Source organism: Candidatus Thiodiazotropha sp. AKIB8, from assembly GCF_058244675.1.
The window spans coordinates 72403-97662 of the sequence record NZ_JBSYOO010000026.1 but is presented as its reverse complement, the minus strand read 5'-3'; the positions used below and the strand labels follow the sequence as shown (position 1 = coordinate 97662).

The following is a 25260-nucleotide window of genomic DNA, read 5'->3' as shown; positions in this document are numbered from 1 at the left end:
AAGCCTGAATTTAGGTTTAAAAGATCCACTTTTGTCCTCCAAGCCTGATAAATTATGGCCCAGGTGATCCAAACTACTGGATAGCTCTTTGTATAGAACAAGGTTCCAGTTATGACTCAACCTAAATAGGTGACAGCTGCTAAGCTAAGCAACACGCCTATCGATACCAATCGATCGGCTATTCAGGCAGCTTGGCAGAATACCCTAGCCTTCACTTTCGGGGAGACTTTAGCATGAATGACTTTTCAGAAAAGCGCAGCTTTTATCGTATGGCTGTGAATGGCCCGGTAAAATTTCGAGTCAATGGTGACAGTAAAGTATTCACCGGCAGTGTTATCAATCTGAGTAGCAGTGGCCTGCTTATCGCCTCTGAGGAAGAGGTACCGGTCGACAGCCATATGATCGTTCAGATTATCCCCACCCAGGCAATCACCCCACCGCTGACAGCCGAGGTCGAAGTCGTGCGAGTCGAACCTGATAGCCAATTTGGGAATCAGATTGCCTGTCGCATGGTGAAACTTCTGGCGGATAATGAGGCTGGACCCGAATTCTCTTGATCTAATAAATGCAGCCTGGATGAAGCGCAGCGGAATCCGGGATAACGTGGATCTTTCATGAATGGTACTTACTAATCAGATATAAGTAGGGCAGGATCACACTCTGCACGTGATAAAAGCAGGAAACAAACAGAGGGAGAGAGATCCAGCACCCCGGATTCCGCTACGCTCCATCCAGGCTACGGACTAGGCAGTAGCCTGCCAACTCACAGCAAGTAGCAACAACAGAGCATCAGCCGCATCCTGAGGAGTAACAATACCAACCCCTACAGGCACTTCGAAACTTGCCACCACCCTCACCAGTTGATCCACTTGACTTCTCGGTGGGGCATGGCCCCACCCAAAGCCGATAACGGCAGGTAGGGTGGGGCCATGCCCCACCAAAACCTGCTGAAAAGCGCCACCTGACAGGCGTCGTTGCAGATAAAGTCAGTGCCATTCAAAACCTACCCTGGATTCCCCACCAAAGGCGAGCAATCAGTTTTTATACTTTTTATGGCAGGCCTTGCAGCTCTTGCCCGCTGCCTTCAATGCCTCACCCATTTTTGACTTGTCACCGTTTTGTGCAGCGTCATTCAAGGCTTTGGCAGCAATACCCATTTCCCGATATTTATTTTCAAAATCCTCAAAATCCATCCAGATCTCTGCCAGGGCATCACTCTCTTCAGATTCTGAATCCTCAGGAAAACCTCTCATCAGATTGAGTTTAGAGGCAGTTGCCAGCTCCTGGGCATGCTCAGCAAATTGCTTTTGAACATAGCTGGTTTTACCCTTCATCATGTCCCCCATCGTTTTCATGTTCCAGCTGAAGACATTCATCACCCCTTGTCGATACTCCACCGCCTTTTCCACATCCCCTGCAATAGCTGGTGCTCCGCTGTGGAAGAGGATAAAAGATGCACTCAAACCTAAGGCACGAGTTAAAAGTCTATTCTTGCTTTTCATTGGTCGACCCCTGTAAACACTTAAAAGTTTTGATTATTGAAAAAAACTATACTTATAAAGTAAAGACCCATTGTTCTTTTGGGTTACAATAGGCCGCTTCACCCCTGGAAAACGCCTGCCCTAGATGAACATGCAGCCTACTGCGCGGATTCGAGAAATCCCATATAACTATACCTCCTTCTCTGACCGGGAGATCGTTATCCGGTTCCTCGGAAAACCGATGTGGACTCTGATCGAAGAGTTGCGCGGCACACGCCGCACCGGACGCTCTGCTCGCATGTTGTTCGAGATTCTGGGTGATATGTGGGTCGTCAGCCGCAATCCCTACCTGCAAGATGACCTTCTCGACAATGATCAGCGCAGACAGGCTCTGATCGATGCGTTGAATCATCGTCTGGTCCAGTTCGAATCCCGGGCCAACAACAACCAGCAAGCACTGCAGCTACATGCCGCCACCCGCCAGGCTGTGGATGATTTTGCCAAACGCTTTGTGGATCTGATTGAGCTGCGACGTCTCACCCGCCGCAACATGATCGGACTGACCCGGCCTGACAATATCGACTTCAGCGGATTGGCAAGAGTCTCTCACGCTACCGATGCAACAGATTGGCGTGTCGAAATTCCTTTTGTGGTTATCACTCCAGACACGGAAGAGGAAGTGGCGCCGATTGTTAAGGCTTGTCTCGATTCTGGCCTGACACTGATCCCCCGCGGCGGCGGTACAGGCTATACCGGCAGTGCGGTTCCTCTCGACCCTCACAGCGCTGTAATCAATACAGAAAAACTCGACGGGATTGGAGAAGTCGAGAGGATTGATCTGCCTGGCGTTGCAAACCAGGTGGCCACGATTCAGGTTGGCGCCGGGGTTGTCACCCGCCGGGTCTCTGAAAAGGCGGATGCCCAGGGACTCGCATTTGCTGTCGATCCCACATCTCAGGACGCATCGACCATCGGTGGCAATATCGCAATGAACGCCGGTGGTAAAAAAGCGGTTTTATGGGGAACCACCCTCGACAACCTGGCCAGTTGGCGCATGGTTACACCCAATGGCGAGTGGCTGGAAATCGAGCGCCTGAACCACAACCTCGGCAAGATTGACGAGCAGGAAGAGGTCAGCTTTCTACTCACCCGCTACGATAGCAGTGGAAAAAACACCCTTGGCGAACCCCAACAGCTCACCATGCCCGGTCGCTCATTCCGCAAAGCCGGGCTAGGAAAAGATGTCACCGATAAATTTCTCTCCGGCCTGCCCGGTGTGCAGAAAGAGGGTTGCGATGGACTGATCACCTCGGCACGTTTTGTTCTCCATCGTATGCCGGAGCAGGTACGAACACTTTGCCTGGAGTTTTTCGGTGCCGATATCGGCAAAGCAGTACCTGCGATTGTCGAACTCAAAGAGTATCTCGACCAGCATCAAGAGGTTCTGCTGGCTGGTCTTGAGCATCTCGATGAACGCTACCTCAAGGCTGTCAAATACTCCACCAAAGCAGCCAGGCGCGAGCGACCAAAAATGGTACTGCTCGCTGACCTGGTCAGTGACCATGTTGAGCTTCTGGAGACCGCCGCCAAAGAGGTGGTGCGAATGACCGAAGCCCGGGAAGGGGAGGCGTTTATCGCCAGCAGCCCGGAAGCACGAAGAAACTTCTGGCTCGACCGCTCACGCACCGCCGCGATTTCCGCCCACACCAACGCCTTCAAGATCAATGAAGATGTGGTCATTCCGCTGGATAAACTGGCTGACTACAGTCGAGGCATTGAGCGCATCAACATCGAGGAGTCGATCAAGAACAAGATCGCAATCGCTGATGAAGTCCTGGCCTACCTGGTTGGTGACCACTCACTTCGTAAGCCAGATGATGATTTTGAGGCAAGTGATGAGAACCGCTCCATACTGCAGGGCAAGCTCGATCTGGCTCAACAGGCGGTACAGCAGGCAAAGCAGCGCTGGCAGACCTTACTGGCCCAAATCGAATCCCCGGCCAAGGATCACATCGAGTTAATAAATGGTACTTCGAGATCCCTGCTACAAGCCGGAGACCGGTTGCTGGATCTGTTACTTCGAAGAGATTTCGTGGTCTCCTACAGGGAGGAGATTGCCTCCCGACTCGATGAGATTTTTTCCGGACAGGAGGTCAAACGGCTACGCCTTGCGATGCGGGAGATCCACACCCGGTTACGTGACTCACGCCTGTTCGTAGCACTGCATATGCATGCCGGTGACGGTAATGTTCACACCAACATTCCTGTCCACTCAGATAACTACGCCATGTTGCAGCAGGCAGACAGGATCGTTGATCGAATCATGCAACTGGCCCTGAGTCTGGATGGGGCCATCTCTGGTGAGCACGGTATTGGGCTGACCAAGCTGCAATACATGGAGAGAGAAAAACTTGAAGCCTTCGCAGCCTATAAGCAGCAGGTCGATCCCGACAGTCGCTTTAACCGGGGTAAACTGATTGCCGGTGCAGATCTGGAGTTGGCCTATACCCCCTCTCTGAGATTGTTGGAACAAGAGGCTATCATTCTCGAAGAGAGTGAGCTGGGCACCCTCAATGATGAGATCAAACACTGCCTGCGCTGTGGCAAGTGCAAGCCGGTATGCATGACCCACATACCCAGAGCCAACCTGCTCTACTCCCCACGAAACAAGATTCTCGCAACCGGCCTGATCATCGAGGCATTTCTCTACGAGGAGCAGACCCGCCGTGGTGTCTCGATACAGCACTTTACTGAAATGAATGATGTTGCTGACCACTGCACCATCTGCCACAAGTGTGAAAACCCCTGCCCGGTGAATATCGATTTTGGCGAGGTCACGACATTGATGCGAAAGATACTCATCGATCGTGGCAAAAAGCGTTTCAGTCTCGGTGCCAAAGCCGCGATGACCTTTCTCAATATGACCCACCCCACCGCCATCCGCTGGATGCGCCGCGGTTTGGCGGAGTGGGGCTTCAAAGGCCTCAACCTGGGTCATAGCATTGCCGCCAAAGCGGGACTGCTGAAGGCCAACAATCAACCACCTGCTGCTACCACTGGCAATCCGAAGCCCCAAACTCTGCTGGTGGAGATGCTGCAGAAACCGATCCGTGTCGAACCTCCTAAGCAGACCCTGCGGGATGTGCTCAAGCTGGAAGATACCCAGTCTGTGCCGATCCTGCGCAATCCTAAGCTGGTCTCTGAAGAGAGCGATGCGGTGTTCTATTTTCCCGGTTGCGGCTCTGAAAGGCTGTTCAGTGAAATCGGTCTCGCGACTCTGGCGATGCTGACAGAACTCGGCGCTGAAACCGTACTTCCTCCTGGCTATCTCTGTTGCGGCTATCCACAGACCGCAGCTGGACTCCATGCCAGGGGACGACAGATCACCACCGAGAACAGGGTGCTGTTCCATCGCGTTGCCAATACCCTCAACTATATGGATATCAAGACAGTACTGGTCTCATGCGGAACCTGTATGGATCAGTTGCAGGCGTATCAGTTTGAGAAGATATTTCCTGGCTGCCGCTTACTCGATATTCACGAATATATGTTGGAGAAGGGGGTCGCTCTGGATGGCAATCAGAGCACCGAATACCTCTATCATGACCCCTGTCATACCCCGATCAAACACTACAGCCCATTGAAAGTGGCCTCTGAGTTGACCGGCAAGTCGGTTCTACTCAGCGATCGATGCTGTGGTGAAGCTGGTACCTTAGGCACCAGTCGCCCCGACATTGCCAACCAACTCCGCTATCGCAAGGCAGAAGAGCTGGATAAGGGTATCCAGACACTCTCAGCTCAGCAGCCTGGACGACCGGAGATCAAACTACTCACCAGTTGCCCGGCGTGTCAGCAGGGCCTCAGTCGCTATACCGACCAGACTGGCCTCAAACCCGAATATCTGGTGCTTGAAGTGATGCGCCAACGCAACGGCGATCAGTGGCAGCAGCAGTTTATCGATCAGTTGATGAAAGATGGTATCGAGATGGTGCTGGTCTGACCCAGCGTGGCAGATTGGCTAAGCCAGTCTGTACTTCAAAAAGTCTCTGCGCTCGAGCAGAGATTCCATGTGATATGAAGGGTGTCAGGCCTGCTGCTGATTCTGCTACTGTTTGAGTCAGAGTTTGCCTAATTGAATCGAGCCCCCAATGACAGATAATTTTACTAAAGCCTGTGTTAAGCATGATAAAAATCTACGCAGTCGAGTGCGTCTCCTCGGTGTTTTGCTGGGGGAGGTGTTACGTGAACAGGTGGGTAAGGAGACCTATACCGTCGTTGAGCGACTACGCAAAGGCTATATCAAGCTACATAAGCGACATGACCCGGCCCTCTATGATCGACTCACCCGACTGATTCAATCCCTGCAACCTGAAACACTGAGTGCAGTGGTACGCGCTTTCAGTATCTATTTTGTGCTGGTGAATATTGCCGAGGAGGCGTTTCAACATCGGCAGAGACGTCGTATCGCCGGCAAAGGCAGTGAACTTTGGGAAGGCTCCTTCGACCACACCCTGCGCGAATTTCGGGCTGATAACATTCAACCGCAGCAGCTACAGAGCATCCTCGATGATGCAGCTTACATTCCGGTATTCACTGCCCATCCGACAGAATCCAAACGGCTGGTCATCATGAATCTGCTGCGCCGTATCTTTCTCACCAGTGATACCCTGGATGCCCCCAAGCGGCGGCTGGAGCAGCGGGAACAGACTATCCGCTCCCTGAAGACACAGATACAGACACTATGGAAAACGGAGGAGGTTCGGGCGGTACGCCCCGAAGTGCGGAATGAAATTAGACTGGGCCTGCACTATTTCCAGAGCAGCCTGTTTGATGCCGTACCCCAGGTATTCCGACGCCTACAGGCCGGTATCGAACGCATCTACGGCAAACATCCCGACTATCACGGTATTCAGCTCTCCCCCTTTATTCGTTTCGGATCCTGGATCGGCGGCGACAGGGATGGCAACCCCTATGTGACCCCCGAGGTCACACGACTGGCCCTTGGGCTGCAGCAGCAGACCATACTGCGTGAATATATACGACGCATCGACGGTTTGATTGCTGAACTGACCTTCTCCAATCGTTTCTGTACCCCAAACTGGCCATTCACTGAGAGCCTTAAGGCTGATAGTGAACTCTGCAAACAGCTGTTTTGTGATAACCCCAGACGCTTCGAAGATGAACCCTATCGCCGCAAGCTCTATATCATGCGCGAACGCTTGCGCCTGACACTACCCTCCTTTGAATCCGAGACGGAGGATGTCGCCAAAGCCCACCCAGGTGCCTATGCCAATGAACAGGCCTTTCAAAGGGATCTCAAACTGATCTCCAATTCCCTCTTGAGCCATGGTGACGGCGACGCCGCAGAGTGCGCTCTACAGGACTTGATCCATTTGGCCGAAACCTTTGGTTTCTACCTGACCTGCCTCGATGTTCGTCAGGAATCAACGCAGCATACCAATGCCGTTGCTGAGATCCTCAAAGCCAGTGGAGACACAGACGAGTATCTACAACTCGATACCTCAAAGCGTCTCTCGTTACTCGATCAAACGATAACCAATGGACTCTCAACCCTACCTGTCAGAGACCAGCTTTCCCAGGAGACTCAGGATATTCTGGCTGTGTTTGATCTGATTGCCGAGACGCAGAAACGGGTCAGCCCTAATGCGATTGGCCAATATGTCATCTCTATGACCCACCAGGCGAGTGATATTCTGGAAGTGGCACTACTTGGCGGTATGGCCGGCCTGTTAGGCGTAGAGAATGGCACCTGGTTTTGTCGACTCGAGATCTCCCCACTGTTTGAAACCATCGACGACTTGAAACGCAGTGAAAACATTCTGCAACAGCTCTTCGCCAGCCCCTGTTATCAACAGCTGCTGAATGCCAATCGTCGACGCCAGGAGGTCATGCTTGGCTATTCCGATTCGGCCAAAGACGGTGGCATCATGGCCTCGGCATGGAATCTCTATCAGACCCAGAAGCGCATCATTGCTCTGGCCAATCGCGAGAAGATACGCTGTCGCCTGTTTCACGGCAGAGGTGGTACTATAGGCCGGGGTGGCGGCCCCACTCATCAGTCGATCCTGGCACAACCAAAAAACACCGTAAATGGTGAGATCAAATTTACCGAGCAGGGTGAAGTCCTATCCTACAAATATGGCAATCAGGAGACTGCGATATTTGAGTTGACCATGGGTATAACCGGCTTGATCAAGGCAAGCCAAGGGCTGGTACGTCATGTCAAACAAGAACGAGAGAGTTACGCTCAAACCATGCAGGAGATCGCTCATTTCAGTGAACAGCGATTTCGTAAACTGACCGAAGAGACCCCCGGTTTTCTCGACTACTTCTATGAAGCCACACCGGTAAACGAAATTGCACTGATGAATATCGGTTCTCGCCCCTCCCACCGAACCAAAGGCAATCGATCCAAATCCTCAGTACGTGCCATAGCCTGGGTATTTGGCTGGGGCCAGTCGAGGCAGAATCTGCCAGGCTGGTACGGTATAGGCACCGCTCTATCGAAGTGGCACAAAAACAAACCGGGAAGGGTGAAACAGCTACGTACCATGTACCAGGAGTGGCCCTTCTTTCAGGCCCTGCTGAATAACGCTCAGATGGCCCTCTCCAAAACGAATATGACCATCGCCAGGAAGTACGCCAATCTCTGTCTCGATAAACCGAGCCGCAAACTGATCTTTAATGAGATCGAGGCTGAGTATGATCTAACCTGCAAGGAAATTCTCTCAATTGCGGAGATAGACGAACTGCTGGATGACTCGCCAATCCTGCAGAAATCGATCCGCCGGCGTGACTCCTATCTCGATCCTCTGAACCACATTCAGCTTGAGTTGATAAAACGATATAGACACAGTGGCCTCAGTGAAGAGGAGAAGGAGCTGTGGTTGACGCCACTACTGCGCTCTATCAATGCAATATCAGCAGGATTGCGTAATACCGGATAGCGCCTAATTTCAATCTTCAACAGAGTATCTTAGAGTAACTCCCCTCTCCCCTTGCGGGAGAGGGGCCGGGGAAAGATTCGATATCAACTTCTGTATTGCGACCATAGACGACATTAGGGTGAAACTTACTACTTCTGGAAAGCGGACATTAACGCCGCAATTAGTGGCAAACGGAGCAACGCGAAGTGCGTCCGCTAGATTGCCTTGATATGAGTTTTATACCATAATTTGGTATATATTGGTATAACTGAGGTGAAACATGGCTAAAAACACTAGTATTACACTTGGCGAACACTTTGATGGGTTCATTACACACCAGATTGAAAGCGGCCGTTATGGCTCTGCAAGTGAGGTGATACGCGCTGGATTGAGAGAGCTTGAAGATAGAGAGCATAAACTTGAAGCATTGCGGCAAATGTTGACTGACGGTGAGGAGAGCGGGAGAGCTGAGTACAGCTATGATAAGTTCATCGCCGAGCTGGATGATGATAGCAAGTGAGTACATTTACATTAACACGGCGTGCTAAAGCTGATTTGAAAGCCATAGCGAAGTTTACGGAACAGCACTGGGGGCGTACACAACGGAACGTTTACATTAAACAGTTTGACGATACGTTTCATATGCTTGCAGACACCCCATCTATTGGCAAAGAGTGTGGTTATATAAAGCCGAACTATCAGAAATTCCCTCAAGGCAGCCATGTGATTTTTTACAAAACAAGCACTTCAGAAGAAATTGAAATAATACGTATACTTCACAAAAGTATGGATATTACTTCCAACCTCATTGACTCATAACGCCAGCCATAACCGGCGGCAAAAAGCGCAACGCAGCGTAGCTTTTTGGCATCCGAGTTTATGGCATTGTTGTGTGTTTGATTCATGGCCGAGATTCAAAAGAGTAAAATTTTAAAGCCAATCGCGATCAATATTACTCCACCTAATAGCTCAGCCTTACTCTCAAGCCAGACTCCACTCTTGACGCCTACAAATACCCCTGCCCAACTGAATAGAAAAGTTGTTGCTCCAATTATACCGCAGGCTATGAGTGGATTAACGTCAAGCAAATTTAGAGTGAACCCTGCTGCCATTGCATCTATGCTTGTAGCAATGGCAAGCACAAGCATCACTCTATGAGTAATTTGAGCAATGTCTTCTTCAATTCCTTCGGTAATTGACTCATAAATCATTTTACCTCCAATCAATAGCAAAAGGAAAAATGCAATCCAATGGGCGTAACTTTCAACCCAACCAATAACACCTTTCCCACCAAAAAAACCGATTAGAGGCATCAATCCTTGAAACAGTCCGAAATAAGTCGAAGCAAGTAAGGCTAGTGTTTTCGTCTTCTTGGCATTTTTTGAGCCTAGCCCCACTGATATAGCAAAAGCATCCATACTCAGTGCTATAGCCAAAATTAGCACTTCAAGCATTAAATATTCTCATACTCGTTGCTCAGCAGTTTTTTACACATAACAGCTTTATTAACGAGACCCCGTGTCTCGTTATACATTTATAGCAAGACCTTTATATAACACTTTAATTGACAGAATATCAATGAGTTAGATTCATGGCGTCTCGTTATACATTCTCAGCAAGTCGTGACAGTGGCAAACTATGGATTTCGGAGGAAAATCATGGGGTCAGCCAACTGAATCCCGTAAGCCACGCTTACTTGATCAGGTACGAATCGCCTGTCGGCAGAAACATTTCAGTCACAGAACTGAAAAGACTTATGTCTACTGGATACGCCAGTTCATCCTATTCAATGGGAAGCGCCATCCCAATGAGATGGGCAAGCAAGAAATCGAGGATTACCTCAATCACCTGGCTTCCCGGCGAAATGTCTCTGCCAGTACCCAATCAGCTGCCCTCAATGCGATAGTTTTCCTGTATCACATTGTTTTGAAACAGGAATTACCTGAGTTAGACAATCTCAGACGGATCAAACGCTACAAATCCATTCCTGTGGTGATACCGGCGCAAGAGGTGTCGGCCGCCTTCGCGCTGATGAGCGGTACTACGCGCCTGATGGCAGAACTCATCTATGGAACAGGAACGAGAATCCATGCGTGTATAACCCTCCGGGTCAAAGACCAGGTCTGCTTTTGGGTACAGAAAAAAATCTTACGCTTTCCCGCCATCAATGGTGCGGCAGGGCCGGCACCCTACGACGTATGCGACACCCTCCGTAAAGGAAAGGGGCTTGTAAACGATCTCCCAATTACACACATGTGTGCTTACTTATGGGTGTTTGAGAGTTAAATTGTGAACTCGCCCTATTTTTACACCGTTTAATCCTCTAGTTTCAAACATCGCAGCCGACACTTTCTCGTGAGTGCCCTTGTCTCAATACAAAGAATGGCTGGGTCATTGACTGGCACACGGGTTCTAGTGTGGTGCGCCATATTAATCGACGATTCTAGAAGCCAGCTCAGGCCAGGAGACAAGGCGCAATGCGCAGGGAATGGCTTGCCCTTTTCAAGCATTGCAACGCAGTATCCTGGCCTGAGCTGGCTTCCCTTCGGGTGAGACGCTCAGCGGTCATCCGCGTTGTACCCCAAGGGCACTACCTTCGTGGCGTTGCGCGCCTTGGAAAGGGCCTGCCATTCCCGGCGGCACGCGCCTAGCGGCTGACCACTTAGCGTCTCGCTAGAATCGTCGATTAGTATGACGCACCACACTAGCTACTGGTTACTCTTATGTCTCTTAAAGAAATTATTAAGCCTCTCTGTCTGTCTTTATTGATCAGCCTCACTCTTATTGCCTGTGGTGGTGGTTCCGGAGGTGATGATCAAAGTACTCAAACCACACCGGAAGAGAACACTCAGGATGATCCTGCCGATGATGGCAACACCACCACCCCGGATGAGACAACGAATCCAGATCAAGGTGACAGCACACCAAACCCAGATGATGACGCTACCCCACCAGTAGATGAAGCCACCCCACCGCAAGCAACCAACCAGCCTCCAGTAGCCAATATTACAGGAACTCAATCAGTCACCTCTGGTGAGACAGTGACTCTTGATGGTTCATCTTCCGATGATCCGGATGGAGATACACTCAGTTTCGTCTGGAGCCAGACCCAAGGCACCCCCATCAATCTTGTTGATAGCAGCAACCCGACCCTCAGCTTTATTGCACCTGAGGTGACTCAAACCACCACCTTAGGCATTCAGCTGAGTGTCAACGATGGTGAATACACTTCAATCTCGGCCATCGGAATTCAAGTGTCGCCTATGGCTGACAACACAGCCCCGTCAATTACATCCCAATCCCCGCTGCCTGATGCTATCGGGGTTTCCACAACAACCACCATCAGTGTCAGTTTCGATGAGGCATTGGACGAAAGCCTGATCAACAATCAAAGCCTGCAAGTCACACAAGCAGGCAATAATGTTGCTGGGACAGTCAGCTATGACAACAACTCAGAGACCCTTACACTGACCTTCGACGCGGCTTTGCTGGCCGATACCAGCTATAGCGTTACCCTCGGAACAAATCTTCAAGATCCCAGCGGCAATCAGGTTGAGAATAGTAGCTGGAGTTTCACTACCGGCTCGGCCTACAACCTGGGTGCCACATCCCAGGCAACCATTGACCTATGTATGAATGAGAGTGACAAACTGATGCTTACCCTGGTTAATAATGCCCGGGCAGTTACTCGTTCCTGTGGAGATACCGAATATAAGGCTGTTGAGGCCATAGCCTGGAACTGTCTGCTTGAAACTGCAGCACAGAACCACTCCACCTCGATGGCGGACAACGATTACTTCAGCCATACGGGCCTGGATGACTCAAGCCCTGGAGACCGGATAACTGCAACGGGTTATAGCTGGCGCACCTATGCAGAGAATATTGCTGCCGGATATGCTGATGAAGAGGCGGCAATGACCGCCTGGCTGGAGAGTCCGGGTCATTGTGTCAATATTATGAGCAGTCGGGTGACTGAGCTGGGAGCAGGAGTTTCAGAAAACCCAGCTGCCCAGTATCGGATCTATTGGACTCAGGATTTTGCAGACCAGTAATCAGCCCCGGCTTTCCAGAATTTAAATTGGTGGGCTATTTGCGATCAGGCATTGAGTCCATCACTTTCCAGTGAATCGAGCAGCCCCTGGAGTGTCTCAAAGCGGGCTTTCGCTTTTTCCCAGGCGTCATTCTCTTGCGCAAACAGAAAAAAGGCCTCACCCAGTCGGCAGATTTCTGCCAATTGAGTGGGGTCAAACAGGGTTATTGCTGCCTCGAACTCACTCTGCTCTGCACTCAGCAGAACGGGCAGTAATTCATCTTCAGTGATCAAGGATTCAGGATCGAGAAGATCCGCTACCAGAGTGCTTTCGAGTAGTTCGAAGTGGGTCCTACGTGCCGCCTCCTCCTGTTGGAGTTCACGATGTGCCAGGGTGTCGTTACCCGCACCCTTCCATACGGCACGCATGATCACCTCAACGAGTTTTAAAATCGCATCCTTGTTCGGGGTTTGGTCATCTGCCAGTCGGCAGGCAGTCTCATAAGCCTTATCCAGACGCTCCTTAAGCTCCAGGATAACGTCACTCTGCTCATGTGGGCCCAGGGCCACTGCTTCACCCACTAATTTACGCAGGCCTTCAATATAGGCCACCAACTCTTCGTGATCCAAACGCTGGGCTTCGGTCAGTTGCTCTTGAGTCAGTTGGCGAAGAGGCTCTTGAAACAGGGGGTTCTCATACTTGCGCATCAAGTGGCGTTCAAAGCGTCCTGGAAGTTCACTAAACAACAGATTCATATTGGCTTGTACTCTCGGAAATATGTGCTATTTGTACCATGAAAGCAGGCTCGATTGGCAACTTCAAAACCTGCCAACCGGGCTGAGCAGGTGAACTTGGAGCAATCCTGGGGTAACTGACTGAATCAGAACTTACGGCAAAAAAGGCGTAATCCGACAATCACACTTCTGTCTGTTTTTTTTAGGAGCGCTTTAAAACCTTTCAGTTCATTGACTTAAGTCAGTTTAAATGGCTAGAAGAGCAAATACCCTGTGTCGTGCAATGTTATTGCTGGTCTCGTGAGTAAACCGCTTACTAATCAGTCTAACTCAGTGAGACTAACGTTTGGTCAGTGTCAACTTTGGAGGACAACGCCATGTTAGGTAGTGATAAAGCAATAGTCGGCGCACTAGCAATCCTGATTCTGGGAATCGTAATCTCAGTATTGATTGGCTAACCGCAAAGGAGGGCGGAGGTCAGTGAATGGCCCCGCTCTCCCTAAATTTCTCGCCAAAATCTCAGTCAATAATTCGTGCCAGAAATTGGGCAGTAACACTATCCATACTCTTCACGTGACCATCAAACCAACTTCGCCACTCCACAAAGACAAACTTTACCAGTTCGTCCAGATCCCGTTGTTTCAACCACTGCTCATATAGACCCTGGATAAGCGCCAAAACCTGATCATGCTCACCTTTATGTACAGGGTAGGGCGGAAAACCGTGCTCTGCCATCAGTCTGTTTTCCCTCTCAAAATGTTCGCGGGTATGTACAATCCACTCCTCAAGGCAGAGATCAATGGCCTCATAAGCAGAGATCTGCTGTAAACCTTCCAGCAATAAACCACCCAATCGATTAATCAGATCGACCTCTTCTCTATGAACCTGGTTCATGATTTCCAGATCGACAAGAGGTATCTGATCGGGAACAACGATAGGTAATTGATATTCACTCATAATGGGCTAATCATAGTGAAGGAGAGTTTAAACAGACATGATTTGAATCAAGTGGCGTAAGCTATTAATCCGGTAACAAATCTCTAGCTCAAATTGATCTCATTGTTTTATAGAATATTTTCAGATACCTGATATTTGTTGTAATCCCCTCGATAAGCATAGGTTAATGTCTTTACAAGGTCTTCCAGACCAATGGGTTTGGTCACAAGGTCAGAAAAGCCCGCTTCAAGTATCGTTTGATGTTGTTCTGGAAAAGCATGTGCAGTAACTGCAATCAATATTGGGATTGATAAGGACTCGGATTGCAATCGGTTAGCCACATCGATTCCGCTAAGTCCAGGCATCTGAATATCCAATAAAACCACATCGAAGTTTCCACGCCGAATATGCTCCAGTGCTTCATACCCACTGGAAGCCTGTTCAAACGAATTGCCAAGTTTTGAGAGAAATGCACAAAGTAACATGCGGTTTATCTCATTATCATCTACCACTAATACATGAAATTGTCGCCATAGATCAGGCGTCACTCCAGGTGGCTTTTCCGTCTCTATTATTCTTTTGATATCTGGATGATATTTCATAGCCAATTCGAAACTAAAACAGGATCCCTCATTGGGACTGCTCTCTACATCAAGTTTGCCTCCCATTTTATGCGCCAGGCTTTTTACAATTGCGAGCCCCAATCCTGTTCCTTCTGTTCGACGTGTTTCAAAGTTTTCGATGCGTGTAAAATTATCAAAGATATTGTTCAGTGCGGCCTCGTCAATACCAATACCTGTATCTATAACATCGAAACGTAGCACTATATTGTTATTACCCGTTTCTGCTAACTGCTCTATATTCAGAGTAACGCATCCCGATTCAGTATATTTAATGGCATTTGAGAGTAGATTACTGATGATCTGTCTAAGACGGCTTGCATCACCATAAAACTGTTCTTTTAAATGCTCATCTATATTAATTTTTAAACGTAAATATTTACGCTCTGCAATAGGACGCATTATGGCCACTAAATCATCCATTTCCGTGCGTAGCGAAAACGGCTCTTCATATAAACTTATCTGTCCTGCTTCAATGGCTGTGATATCGAGGATATCATTGACGATGCGCAGCAGGCTCTTACCTGCTTTATCAATCTGGCTCACAAAGTCTCTATGCTTTTGTTCTAATACCTCTTGACGAAGCAGTTCAGCAAATCCTGTGATGCCATTCAATGGTGTACGAAGTTCATGGCTTACATTTGCTAGAAATTGGTTTTTTGCTTCACTTGCGCGTTCCGATCTCTCCTTGGCTTCTATCAATTCAGATTCGATTTTTTTTCGGTACTCTATCTCCTTAGTCAGTTCCTGATTGGCCTCCTCTATTTCAGCGTGTGACATGCGTACTTTTGCCAGAAGCTTTTCGTTATCAAGCCAGATTTGTATATTTCGATTTACGCTGAAGCTGTAACCCTTGGCAACCCATAGCATGAATACGATATAGATCAGTATCAGGATAAACATGCTTTCTGCTATCGCAGTACCTTGCATTACAAGTGTTACTGCCAACGGCGTCAATAGAGCAAATAGTGATATCACATAATTTCTAAAAATTGTCGCACGTGTGATTATTCCAGTTGCCGTTACACCACCCAGCATGAATAGCGTTAGCAATTGATAAATTTCATTATCAATCATAAAACTGATGGGACCAATAAAGCCCCATGGCACTTCCGTCAGAATTACCAGATAGGTGTAATATGCCAACCATTTGTGGGCATTATCTTCTGTTGATTTACGATTGAACTCTCTAGTGACAATCAACACGAGAGTTGCGATAAGAAAATTCACCCCAACCCAAGAGAGCAAAATATAGGAAGGTAACTTTCCCCAAAAGAAATAGGTGATGGCAAGAAGCATGGCATAACTTCCAAAACTGTTTTTAACAACCAGTCTGTAGTACTCCTTAGCCAATTCCAGATTTAGTTTTTTATTCATATCTGAACACTTTTATAAATTCCGTTTAAAAAGTTATTACTAATTACTTCCTCTACCGAACAGTGTGCTTTTTAAATTATTTCTCCCCTTGCCAACACACAGGCTATTAACTCAGCTCATTCTTCACTATTTAAAGATCTAGTCTGATACTGCACTTTGGTTATCTGGCTACTTACAATTGTTAACAGCGGTTTAGTATTACTATTCGCTTAAGTTAGGAAAATTAAAAGGAAGTGTCAATTTCATGCAGAACCACTCAATTGCTATGAATAGTACTGATGGGCAATAACAAGGTGAAACTATATCTCAGTGCTTGAGATTAAATCAGGTAAGGTCACGGTTCCCTCCGAATATTTATTGTTACAATCAAATATAATATGTCATTTAACACATTTATTCATATTGGGGAATACCCAAAGACAGCTCTCTTTCTGACAATTTCTACTGAATTAAAGCTAGCAGTAGATAGATTTTCAGCCATTAATTCACTGGCTATAAGCGAGAATAATAATACATTTCTTCATAATAAAAAAAGAGTGTCTATATTTACGCCTTAACTACAATCTAATTGAACGGGAAACTTTTCCAATAACAGTTGCTCAGTGGATAGGGTAGAGCTCTCTCCATCCCAAGATGTTTGAGAATTAGTAATTACAAAACCATGTTAAATATATTAATTAATAGAGATAACTTTTCACTACTACATTGATGTAGGAAAGTATCTGGGGCAATAGTGAAAACAGATGGGGTGAGTTAATGCCTACTTTCAAAGTTTAAAGTAGGCAGTCCACACACAACATCTATTTGCAGTAGACGAGAAGGGGTTGAAAACCTTAGTTTAATCTATCGTGAAACAGTGATCTGAAATAACGGATAAGACTGACCCGGATGACTTAAGGGCACAAGCAATTAACAGAGGCGCCCTTAACAACCAATATCCGTCTCTGCATCAAATCCGGGATTAATCGCTTCATAGAGTGCAGAGTAATCCTCATCACCATAACCTGCCTGCTCTCCGCTGTTGAGTACACTCAACATTGCATCTGAAACCTGGGCATTCATTCCTGATGATTCAGCAACCTGCTTGAAGAGTCCAACATCCTTGATCAGATGTTTGAGGGGGAAGTTTGCGTTGCTATAGTCGTGTTCAATATATTTCTGTAACTTTTTATCAAATGTGGGTGCATAGAGAGAACTTTCACGTAGCAACTTCATGAACAGCTCTAGATCAACACCTTCCGCCCTTATCAAGCCCAGGCTTTGGGCAAATCCCACTGTAAGCGCTGCAATCAACTGATTCATTGCCAATTTCATTGCTGCAGCCTGGCCAACACTACCAACCAGATCAACTTCCTTGCCCAAGCCCCGTAACAGTAGCAGACAGTGATGATAGGCTGCTTCAGAACCAGCAGCCATGATAATCAATTCGCCATTTTTTGCCTCTGGAATACTGCCTAAAACCGGTGCCTCTAGATAGTCGCCACCTGCAGCCTGAACGCGTTCAGCCAGTGCACGACTCTCATCTGGAGATATGGTACCCATTTGCAAAACCGTCTTGCCTTTGAGTTGGGATTCGACCTGAGCACTGAATATCACCGCTTCTATGGCGGCGGCATCACTTAGGGTAAGTAGCAGCAATTCATTGTCAGCTACTGCCTGGGCCAGATCCGGCTGGATCTCTATACCCTCTTCGGTAGCCACTTTAAGCCGCTCTTCGGATCGGTTCCAGGCCGTTACTTCATGGCCACGCTGAATCAAGCGATGGGCAATAGGAAGTCCCATCAATCCGAGCCCTAAAAGTGTCACTTTCATAATTGTAAACCGTTTAGAAAATCTATGGTCTGGTTATTCAGGTACGTGGTAGGGTCGGCTCAACTCATGAACCGCCTCGATAAATACCCCAGCATGCTCAGGATTGATCTCTGGATGAATACCATGTCCCAGATTAAAGATATGGCCACTACCCTGGCCATAACTTGCCAGTACTTGAGCCACCTCGTCGCGAATCCGTTGCGGTGAGGCATATAGGGTGCATGGATCCATATTACCCTGTAGTGCAACCTTGTCTCCTACCCGGCTTCTGGCATCGGCCAGTGACAATGTCCAGTCAATACCGAGACCATCGCAACCCGTTTCCGCCATCTTTTCCAGCCAAAGCCCCCCCCCTTTGGTGAACAGAATGGTGGGTATCTTTCTGCCGTCTGCCTCTTTCTTCAGACCATTCAGGATCTTTGCCATATAGTCCAGAGAGAAGGCCTGATAGTGTTGAGGCGTCAATGCGCCACCCCAGGTATCAAAGATCATCAGTGCCTGAGCACCAGCGTCAATCTGTGCATTCAGGTAGGCTGTGACAGCCGTCGCCACCTTCTCAAGCAGTCGGTGCATCAGATCAGGACGATCAAACATCATCCCCTTAACTTTAGAGAAGTTCTTCGTACCCCCGCCTTCGACCATATAAGTGGCCAGTGTCCAGGGGCTGCCGCTGAAACCAATCAGAGGCACTCGTCCATCCAGTTCCCTGCGTATGGTGCTCACTGCATCCATCACATATCCCAGGTCATCGGCCATATCCGGCAGACCCAGTGCCTCGACCGCGGCATCATCTGTCACCGGCCGCTCAAAGCGGGGGCCCTCTCCAGTCGTGAAATAGAGCCCAAGTCCCATGGCATCCGGGACGGTAAGTATATCCGAAAAGAGTATTGCCGCATCCAGGGGATAGCGCGCCAAGGGTTGCAGGGTAACCTCACAAGCCAATTCAGGGTTTTTGCAAAGATCCATAAAACTACCGGCCTTTGCCCGGGTCGCACGATATTCAGGCAGATAGCGCCCAGCCTGTCGCATCATCCACACCGGAGTCATATCTACAGGTTGTCGTGCCAAGGCTCTTAGAAATCGGTCATTTTTCAAACTGGTCACGGAAGAAGATCCTTTGGAATCATTTTTTGGTATAAAGAACAACTAAATCCAACACCATAATATGGTGTCAGGATGATAATTGTACACAGAAACGTGTTTTACATCCCTTTTCACCCCAGGAGCAGACTTCAGTAGCATGTCCCCGGTCAAACAGATCATTCTTGCAAAAAAAGATGCCTTAGCCAGCGCTATTGGCGACCCCCTCTCTCAACTGGCTGATCAGTGTGCGCTAGTGTGGCAGGACGCAGACGCATTGGATGCTGTTTTATTCAAGCACATCTCCACAATCACCAATTGTGAATTTCTCTACGCCTGGGATCTGAACGGTAAGGAGATCTCCTCCCTGGTCATGCCAGACGGACTGAATAACAGCTGGCGCGGCAGAGATCTTTCGGAACGCCCCTATCTGAAGAACAATCTCCCTTTCAAGGGCATCATGCTCTCCTCGGTCTACCACAGTCAGTTCAGCCAGCGGGAGTGCGTCACTGCCCTCCAGGCAGTTCGACAGAATAAACAGCTGGTGGGCTTCATCGCTGCCGATTTCTCTCTCGACAAACTCACCGCCCAAGAAGGGGGTCTCGAAGAGCAGCCCCAGTGGCAACAGTTTAAAGGGGATCCAGCGGTACGCGGACAGCTGTTCATGCAACAGAGAATTCAGAGTCGGCTTGATGAACATATCGATTCAGTACATGACACCGTATATGACCTGATGACGGAGCACGGCATTTTCCACTGCAAGATTCACTACTCAAGCGGACGCTGCTCTTTTTGGGATATCAAAGACCCCTACAGTTACCATATTCACGGTGTGGAGGAGATTATCGATCCAGACATTGCACTGGCCTACTCACTCCAACCCTATCCTGATCGGGCGCAGGTAACACCTGCACAGCTGAGAGAGGTTTTACAGGAGTTCAAGGCTTTACGCTTTGCGGATGAGACCATCTATCTGCGTAGTGCGTCGATCAACATCATGAATCGCATGCTTGGCCTCACCTTCTCCTGTGACGGCTCCCACTATATGCCTGTCGATGAATTTATCGAAAAAAATCTCAGTTTCTGGATCGGCTCCAGCCACTAAGGCGCGACAACTCAACTCCCCGGCTATTGGAAAGGGCTGACCATTCTCGGCGAGCCGCGCCTTGATCAAGGGCAGGTTTGAAACCCTGAAGACGACATACTTAGTCGCCGGGTTAATAGTTGCTTGTTCCCTTAAATATCAACGACTCAAATGGGACTTAAATTTGTTGATCGACAGCATTCAAGATACTATCTTAATAAGTATTATATTATGGGAATCATACACCAACACCATGACCAAGCTCCGATATGAATGAGAAGAACAGTGATGACAAGGCACAATCCAACAAAGTGGAACAAGCAGCACACCCCACACACATAGTCGGTATTGGTGCTTCGGCAGGTGGATTGGAAGCCATAGAGGCTCTTTTCAAGGAGATGCCACCAGTAAGCGGGGTGGCCTTCGTCGTAATACAGCATCTCTCCCCAGACCACAAAAGCCTGATGGCAGAGTTGCTTTCAAAGCGTACCAGAATGCCGGTCCACCGGGCTGAGGATGGAATGGGGGTAGAGCCTAACTCAGTCTATCTGATCCCACCCAATAAAAATCTCCGCCTCTTCCATGGTCGTATCATCCTCTCGGAACAGGACAGGGATTCACGAGGCATCAATCTCCCCATTGATATATTCTTCCGCTCTCTGGCCGAAGACCAGGGCGCAAAAGCGATCGCCATAGTGCTTTCTGGCACTGGTAGTGATGGTACCAGTGGCATTCGTGCCATTAAGGAAGAGCTGGGCATGGTCATGGTTCAGGCCGAAGAGACCGCTGCCTTTGACGGCATGCCCCGCAGCGCAATCGCTACCGGACTGGTGGACTACATTCTTCCGCCGAATGAGATGCCCATTCAGTTACTCTCCTACTTGAAACACCCGTTTACTGCCAAGGATGAATATGACAGCACGGTGCTCAACGATGAGGATGGGGTAGCAAGAATATTTGCCCTGCTTCGGGAAAGCAGCAAAATTGATTTCACCTACTATAAACCGACTACCATCATAAGACGTATCGAACGTCGCATGGCGGTCAATCAAATACACGATTTAAACGACTATGTCAGGTTTATGGAAGGCTACCCTGTTGAACTCAACAGTCTGCATAAAGATCTCCTGATAGGAGTTACCAGCTTTTTTAGAGATCCTGAAGCTTTTAAGGGAATCGCAAACAAGTATCTACCACAACTGTTTCTAGATGCGAAAGAGGACAAGCTCAGACTCTGGGTGAGTGGTTGTTCAACCGGTGAAGAGGCCTATAGCCTGGCCATTTTATGTTGTGAGGAGATCGAGAAGCAAAACCTCAGAACAGACGTCAAAATATTTGCCACAGATGTGGACAGGGAAGCGATTCTTACTGCCAGTGCAGGGGTATTTGCTGAAAGTGCAGTCGCAGATATTGAGCCAGGCATGCTCTCCAAATATTTTTATCGCCGAGACGAGGGGTTCCACATCAGTCGCCAGGTCAGGGAGATGGTGGTCTTTGCACAGCACAACCTGGTCAAGGATCCGCCCTTTACCAATATGGATCTGATCAGTTGCCGCAACCTGCTTATCTACCTTCAACCCGTACTGCAAAAGCGTGTACTTGAACTATTCAATTTTGCACTTAACCCCAAGGGCATCCTGTTTCTGGGAAGCAGTGAGACCACTGGTGAAATGGCCGAATATTTCGAACCGATCGACCATAAATGGCGCATTTATCAATCACGGGGACGGCGCAAACATTCAGAACTATCAGAACCCGCTATAAATTTCGATGCCAAACGATGGTACAACAACAATCGTATGGCAGGACGCGGTACAAGCGCCCGTCTCCAGGAGGAGGAACGTCTCCTGGAAAGACTCGTTGAAGGTGTAGCAGGAGACTATTTACCATTCTGCCTCGTCGTCAGCGAAACACTGGAACTGATGCATGTCGCTGGCGATGCAAAAGACTATCTACAGTTTTCTACTGGGAAGGTGGTCAATGATGTCTCAAAACTGGTGATTAAGGATTTATCAATTCCTCTAACCACCGGCTTGCAAAAAGTTTTTAAGAGCAAAGAGGAGTTAGTCTACTCCAACATCAACTTGAATATGCAAGCGGTACATAAAGTCGTCGATATGCGACTAAAACCTCTGCCCACAAAAAAGCGACAGGCATTGTTGGTTGCAGTTTTTATTGAAGAGGTACGTACTACCCTTGAATCAGAAACTTTTTCTGCAGAAACCTATAATGTCGGCAAGGAGGCTCAGCAACGCATTGTAGATCTTGAGAATGAGCTTCAATTTACCAGAGAGAATCTGCAGGCCACAGTTGAAGAGCTTGAAACCTCGAATGAAGAGCTTCAAGCCACCAATGAAGAGTTGCTGGCGAGTAATGAGGAGTTGCAAAGTACCAACGAAGAGCTGCAATCCGTCAATGAAGAACTCTATACCGTCAACTCAGAGTTTCAAGGCAAGATTACAGAGCTGACAGAAGTCAACAACGACTTGGACAACTTACTGCGTAACACCCGTGTTGCCACCCTGTTTCTTGACGAAAATCTGGAAGTACGTCGCTTTACACCAGAAGTTACTCAACTGTTTCGTGTTATAGACCAGGACATTGGTCGGCCGGTCAGTCATCTCTCCCATAGTCTCAAGGATGTAGATATCATTGAACTGGCTAAAAAGGTTCTATACACAGAAAAAGGGATCGAGATAAAAAAAGTTAGCTCTGACAATAATGACGAGTTTTTATTACGGGTCTTTCCTTATCAGATAGCACCGAATACTTACTCAGGTGTGGTTTTTACTTTTATTAATACAAGTGGACTAAAAAAAGCCCTCAATGAGTTGGTTGAGCGCGAACTACGCATGGAGGCACTGCTCAAGGTTAGCGATGCCTATGTGCTTATTAATGATGACGGTGTCATTCAAGAGGTAAACGATAAACTTTTAGAGCTGGTCGACTTCGAACAATCAGAGTTGATTAATAACAACATCTCAATGTTAATGCCTGATAAGGATGCCTCACAACATGACCACCATATCAGTAGATATTTGAAGGAGGGCACTTCAAAAGTCATCGGCACCAGCCGGGAAGTTCAAGTCAAAAAGAAAGATGGAAAAACCATCCCTTGTATACTGACTCTTTCAGAAGTCACTATCGACAACCGCCATTGGTTTGTTGGCCTACTCAAGTCATTAAATTGAAGCGTGGAGACTAGAGTTGAGTAGTAATGATAAAAACAATCCTGTCAGCGTACACCACGAATTCATGCGTGATAAAGCTGAAAAGATTGCACAAAGACGGGCACGAATTGATTTCGAAAAAAAGATAGCTGACCGTGACAGGCTTTTACAGGATTTACATGTTCATCAAATTGAACTTGAACTTCAGAACGATGAGTTACGACAATCACAAATTAAACTAGAGTTTACTCACCAACAGTATCTTGACCTTTATAACGATGCGCCAGTGGGATATGTCAGCTTGGACGATAGCGGAATTATAGTTCGCGCCAATCAAATGTTTGCCTCTATGTTGGGGATTGAGAAATATATCCTCTCCGGTAAGGCACTCGCGGAATTTATGCTTCCGGCTGACCAAAACATATACCGCAGCCGCTTCAAAGCGTTCTCAAACAAACCTGACAACAAACACATCGATGTCCGATTCAAAATTGGCTCGAATGATAAAGAGAAAAATAACTTTGTCGGTAGGATTCAGGGACGCCGGCTCAATAATAAAAATTCATCACCTAACAGTTCACACTGGTCTGAAACAATTCTTGTCGTTATCAGTGATATCACTGAACTTAAAGAATCGGAAGAGAAGATTCACTTTCAAGCTCACCACGACACGCTTACTAAGATACCCAACCGTACTTCACTTTTTAATCAGTTAGAGACAGCACTTTCACTTGCGCTTAGGCAGGGCAAATCTGGCGCTCTGCTTTTTATGGATCTAGACCACTTTAAAAATGTAAATGATTCACTCGGTCACCATACAGGTGACAAACTTTTGATCAGCTTTACAAAGAGATTACGCGAACATATTCGCCGTGAAGACATGCTGGCTCGAATGGGCGGGGATGAGTTTGTAATACTGCTTGCTGAACAACATTCTGACAACAATATGATGGCAGTTATTGCGCAACGCTTTGCTGAACATATTGCCGAATCCCTCAATGAACCAATCATAATTGACGGCCACATTTTTCAGATAACTGTAAGTACAGGAATCTCTATCTTTCCATTTCATGATGACGACAACATCAATGATATTGTGCGTCAAGCAGACACAGCAATGTACCAGGCCAAGACTGATGGCCGAGGCATGGCACGATTTTTTCAATCCTCTATGCAGGAAGCAGCAAAACAGCGTATGACTGTTGAGGCAGAGCTGCATGTTGCATTAATCGAGCAGCAGTTTGAGCTTTTTTATCAACCCCAAGTAGATAAAGATGGAATCATTCATGCGGTCGAAGCACTACTTCGTTGGCAGCACCCCTATCGTGGGATAGTAACACCAGATAAATTTATAAATGTTGCTGAAGATACTGGAATGATTGTAAAAATCGGAATCTGGGTCATTGAAGAGGTAGTAAAACAGATTGTCGAGTGGCGCAAGCAGAAAGTCTTTGACTCAAATATATCCTATGCGATTAACATCAGCGCAAAACAGATAACATCACCAACATTTTATAGTCAGGTCGAAGAGATTATTGAGAAATACCAGATTGACCCAAGCTGTCTCGTATTTGAAATCACTGAGTCACTCCTTCTACCCAACAACAAAATCGCCAACGAAACCCTAAACAGACTTTCGCAGCTGAATATTACCTTTTCTGTAGATGACTTTGGTACCGGCTATTCATCTCTTGCCACAATAGACAAAGCCCCCATAGGACAACTGAAAATTGATAGATCTTTCGTAACAGATCTGAATTGGCCTGATGAAGCAGAAGAACCAGTGCAGGATCAACCATACTCTCTCGTGAATGCGGTGCTCTCACTTGGTAGGGCTTTAGGTCTTGATGTTGTAGCAGAAGGGGTGGAGACTCTGGAGCAGTTGCGAGTATTGATACATCTTGGATGCCCATACCTGCAAGGGTACTATTTTAGTCGACCAATTCCAGAGAACGAGGTCCCTGAATTGGTCGACAAACTGTAGCTGG

19 protein-coding genes are annotated in these 25260 nt (G+C 47.8%); 11 read left to right on the top strand and 8 right to left on the bottom strand.

From position 1 onward, the window contains the following. Positions 1-233: 233 nt before the first annotated feature. Positions 234-557 (top strand): PilZ domain-containing protein, encoded by a 324-nt coding sequence (locus AC4IFB_RS05110; protein ID WP_490779560.1) that lies wholly within the window; start codon positions 234-236, stop codon positions 555-557. A 186-nt stretch (positions 558-743) separates the two neighbouring features. On the opposite strand, the gene AC4IFB_RS05105 is transcribed toward AC4IFB_RS05110, so the two are convergent. Next, positions 744-938: a hypothetical protein gene (locus AC4IFB_RS05105; RefSeq protein WP_490779559.1), complete on the bottom strand. Its 195-nt coding sequence runs from the start codon at positions 936-938 to the stop codon at positions 744-746. Between the two features lie 96 nt (positions 939-1034). Next, positions 1035-1502, bottom strand: coding sequence for a c-type cytochrome (locus AC4IFB_RS05100; RefSeq protein ID WP_490779558.1), 468 nt, complete (start codon positions 1500-1502; stop codon positions 1035-1037). Positions 1503-1626: 124 nt separating this feature from the next. On the opposite strand from AC4IFB_RS05100, the gene AC4IFB_RS05095 reads away from it, so the two are divergent. From AC4IFB_RS05095 to AC4IFB_RS05080, 4 genes are all read left to right on the top strand, one after another. Further along, the gene (locus AC4IFB_RS05095; protein ID WP_490779557.1) at positions 1627-5481 is read left to right on the top strand and encodes a DUF3683 domain-containing protein; all 3855 of its coding nucleotides are present in this window, start codon (positions 1627-1629) and stop codon (positions 5479-5481) included. Positions 5482-5629: 148 nt separating this feature from the next. Continuing rightward, positions 5630-8449 carry a phosphoenolpyruvate carboxylase gene (gene ppc / locus AC4IFB_RS05090; protein WP_490779556.1) on the top strand — a complete coding sequence of 940 codons (2820 nt, stop codon included), beginning with the start codon at positions 5630-5632 and terminating at the stop codon, positions 8447-8449. Between the two features lie 259 nt (positions 8450-8708). Beyond that, positions 8709-8948: a type II toxin-antitoxin system ParD family antitoxin gene (locus AC4IFB_RS05085; protein WP_490777701.1), complete on the top strand. Its 240-nt coding sequence runs from the start codon at positions 8709-8711 to the stop codon at positions 8946-8948. Next, entirely contained in the window at positions 8945-9247 is a 303-nt protein-coding gene (locus AC4IFB_RS05080; protein WP_490777700.1) for a type II toxin-antitoxin system RelE/ParE family toxin, read from the top strand. The genes AC4IFB_RS05085 and AC4IFB_RS05080 overlap by 4 nt, the downstream gene beginning before the upstream one ends. A 95-nt stretch (positions 9248-9342) precedes the next feature. Here the strand turns inward: AC4IFB_RS05080 and AC4IFB_RS05075 are convergent, their stop codons facing one another. Continuing rightward, positions 9343-9882: a manganese efflux pump MntP gene (locus AC4IFB_RS05075; protein ID WP_490779555.1), complete on the bottom strand. Its 540-nt coding sequence runs from the start codon at positions 9880-9882 to the stop codon at positions 9343-9345. Between the two features lie 184 nt (positions 9883-10066). Between AC4IFB_RS05075 and AC4IFB_RS05070 the strand changes: the two genes are divergently transcribed. The 3 genes from AC4IFB_RS05070 (at position 10067) to AC4IFB_RS05060 (ending at position 12480) form a co-directional block, all read left to right on the top strand. Next, the gene (locus tag AC4IFB_RS05070) at positions 10067-10714 is read left to right on the top strand and encodes a phage integrase N-terminal SAM-like domain-containing protein (protein ID WP_490779554.1); all 648 of its coding nucleotides are present in this window, start codon (positions 10067-10069) and stop codon (positions 10712-10714) included. Between the two features lie 191 nt (positions 10715-10905). Continuing rightward, positions 10906-11079, top strand: a complete 174-nt coding sequence (locus tag AC4IFB_RS05065; RefSeq protein ID WP_490779553.1) for a hypothetical protein — start codon at positions 10906-10908, stop codon at positions 11077-11079. A gap of 72 nt (positions 11080-11151) precedes the next feature. Beyond that, on the top strand, positions 11152-12480 hold the full coding sequence (locus AC4IFB_RS05060) for a CAP domain-containing protein (protein ID WP_490779552.1): 1329 nt from the start codon (positions 11152-11154) through the stop codon (positions 12478-12480). A gap of 44 nt (positions 12481-12524) precedes the next feature. On the opposite strand, the gene AC4IFB_RS05055 is transcribed toward AC4IFB_RS05060, so the two are convergent. The 5 genes from AC4IFB_RS05055 to hemE form a co-directional block, all read right to left on the bottom strand. Beyond that, positions 12525-13214: a hypothetical protein gene (locus AC4IFB_RS05055; RefSeq protein WP_490779551.1), complete on the bottom strand. Its 690-nt coding sequence runs from the start codon at positions 13212-13214 to the stop codon at positions 12525-12527. Between the two features lie 498 nt (positions 13215-13712). After that, on the bottom strand, positions 13713-14150 hold the full coding sequence (locus tag AC4IFB_RS05050) for a bacteriohemerythrin (RefSeq protein WP_490779550.1): 438 nt from the start codon (positions 14148-14150) through the stop codon (positions 13713-13715). A 107-nt stretch (positions 14151-14257) separates the two neighbouring features. Beyond that, the gene (locus AC4IFB_RS05045) at positions 14258-16126 is read right to left on the bottom strand and encodes an ATP-binding protein (protein WP_490779549.1); all 1869 of its coding nucleotides are present in this window, start codon (positions 16124-16126) and stop codon (positions 14258-14260) included. 924 nt (positions 16127-17050) lie between these two features. Next, positions 17051-17938 carry an NAD(P)-dependent oxidoreductase gene (locus AC4IFB_RS05040; RefSeq protein ID WP_490779548.1) on the bottom strand — a complete coding sequence of 296 codons (888 nt, stop codon included), beginning with the start codon at positions 17936-17938 and terminating at the stop codon, positions 17051-17053. A 33-nt stretch (positions 17939-17971) separates the two neighbouring features. Next, the gene (hemE, locus tag AC4IFB_RS05035; protein WP_490777691.1) at positions 17972-19042 is read right to left on the bottom strand and encodes a uroporphyrinogen decarboxylase; all 1071 of its coding nucleotides are present in this window, start codon (positions 19040-19042) and stop codon (positions 17972-17974) included. A 136-nt stretch (positions 19043-19178) separates the two neighbouring features. Between hemE and AC4IFB_RS05030 the strand changes: the two genes are divergently transcribed. From AC4IFB_RS05030 to AC4IFB_RS05020, 3 genes are all read left to right on the top strand, one after another. Next, positions 19179-20123: a hypothetical protein gene (locus AC4IFB_RS05030; protein ID WP_490779547.1), complete on the top strand. Its 945-nt coding sequence runs from the start codon at positions 19179-19181 to the stop codon at positions 20121-20123. 248 nt (positions 20124-20371) lie between these two features. Then, positions 20372-23293: a chemotaxis protein CheB gene (locus tag AC4IFB_RS05025; protein ID WP_490779546.1), complete on the top strand. Its 2922-nt coding sequence runs from the start codon at positions 20372-20374 to the stop codon at positions 23291-23293. Positions 23294-23309: 16 nt separating this feature from the next. Continuing rightward, positions 23310-25256 (top strand): putative bifunctional diguanylate cyclase/phosphodiesterase, encoded by a 1947-nt coding sequence (locus AC4IFB_RS05020; RefSeq protein ID WP_490779545.1) that lies wholly within the window; start codon positions 23310-23312, stop codon positions 25254-25256. The last annotated feature ends 4 nt before the right edge of the window (positions 25257-25260 follow it).

Excerpts from the sequence above, each read along its gene's own strand:
- AC4IFB_RS05040 (WP_490779548.1), bottom strand. The coding sequence starts at position 17,938 with ATGAAAGTGACACTTTTAGGGCTCGGATTGATGGGACTTCCTATTGCC.
- AC4IFB_RS05030 (WP_490779547.1), top strand. The coding sequence starts at position 19,179 with ATGTCCCCGGTCAAACAGATCATTCTTGCAAAAAAAGATGCCTTAGCC.
- AC4IFB_RS05095 (WP_490779557.1), top strand. The coding sequence starts at position 1,627 with ATGAACATGCAGCCTACTGCGCGGATTCGAGAAATCCCATATAACTAT.
- AC4IFB_RS05055 (WP_490779551.1), bottom strand. The coding sequence starts at position 13,214 with ATGAATCTGTTGTTTAGTGAACTTCCAGGACGCTTTGAACGCCACTTG.
- AC4IFB_RS05025 (WP_490779546.1), top strand. The coding sequence starts at position 20,372 with ATGAATGAGAAGAACAGTGATGACAAGGCACAATCCAACAAAGTGGAA.
- ppc (WP_490779556.1), top strand. The coding sequence starts at position 5,630 with ATGACAGATAATTTTACTAAAGCCTGTGTTAAGCATGATAAAAATCTA.
- AC4IFB_RS05045 (WP_490779549.1), bottom strand. The coding sequence starts at position 16,126 with ATGAATAAAAAACTAAATCTGGAATTGGCTAAGGAGTACTACAGACTG.
- AC4IFB_RS05110 (WP_490779560.1), top strand. The coding sequence starts at position 234 with ATGAATGACTTTTCAGAAAAGCGCAGCTTTTATCGTATGGCTGTGAAT.
- AC4IFB_RS05065 (WP_490779553.1), top strand. The coding sequence starts at position 10,906 with ATGCGCAGGGAATGGCTTGCCCTTTTCAAGCATTGCAACGCAGTATCC.
- AC4IFB_RS05100 (WP_490779558.1), bottom strand. The coding sequence starts at position 1,502 with ATGAAAAGCAAGAATAGACTTTTAACTCGTGCCTTAGGTTTGAGTGCA.
- AC4IFB_RS05060 (WP_490779552.1), top strand. The coding sequence starts at position 11,152 with ATGTCTCTTAAAGAAATTATTAAGCCTCTCTGTCTGTCTTTATTGATC.
- AC4IFB_RS05070 (WP_490779554.1), top strand. The coding sequence starts at position 10,067 with ATGGATTTCGGAGGAAAATCATGGGGTCAGCCAACTGAATCCCGTAAG.
- AC4IFB_RS05050 (WP_490779550.1), bottom strand. The coding sequence starts at position 14,150 with ATGAGTGAATATCAATTACCTATCGTTGTTCCCGATCAGATACCTCTT.
- AC4IFB_RS05085 (WP_490777701.1), top strand. The coding sequence starts at position 8,709 with ATGGCTAAAAACACTAGTATTACACTTGGCGAACACTTTGATGGGTTC.
- AC4IFB_RS05075 (WP_490779555.1), bottom strand. The coding sequence starts at position 9,882 with ATGCTTGAAGTGCTAATTTTGGCTATAGCACTGAGTATGGATGCTTTT.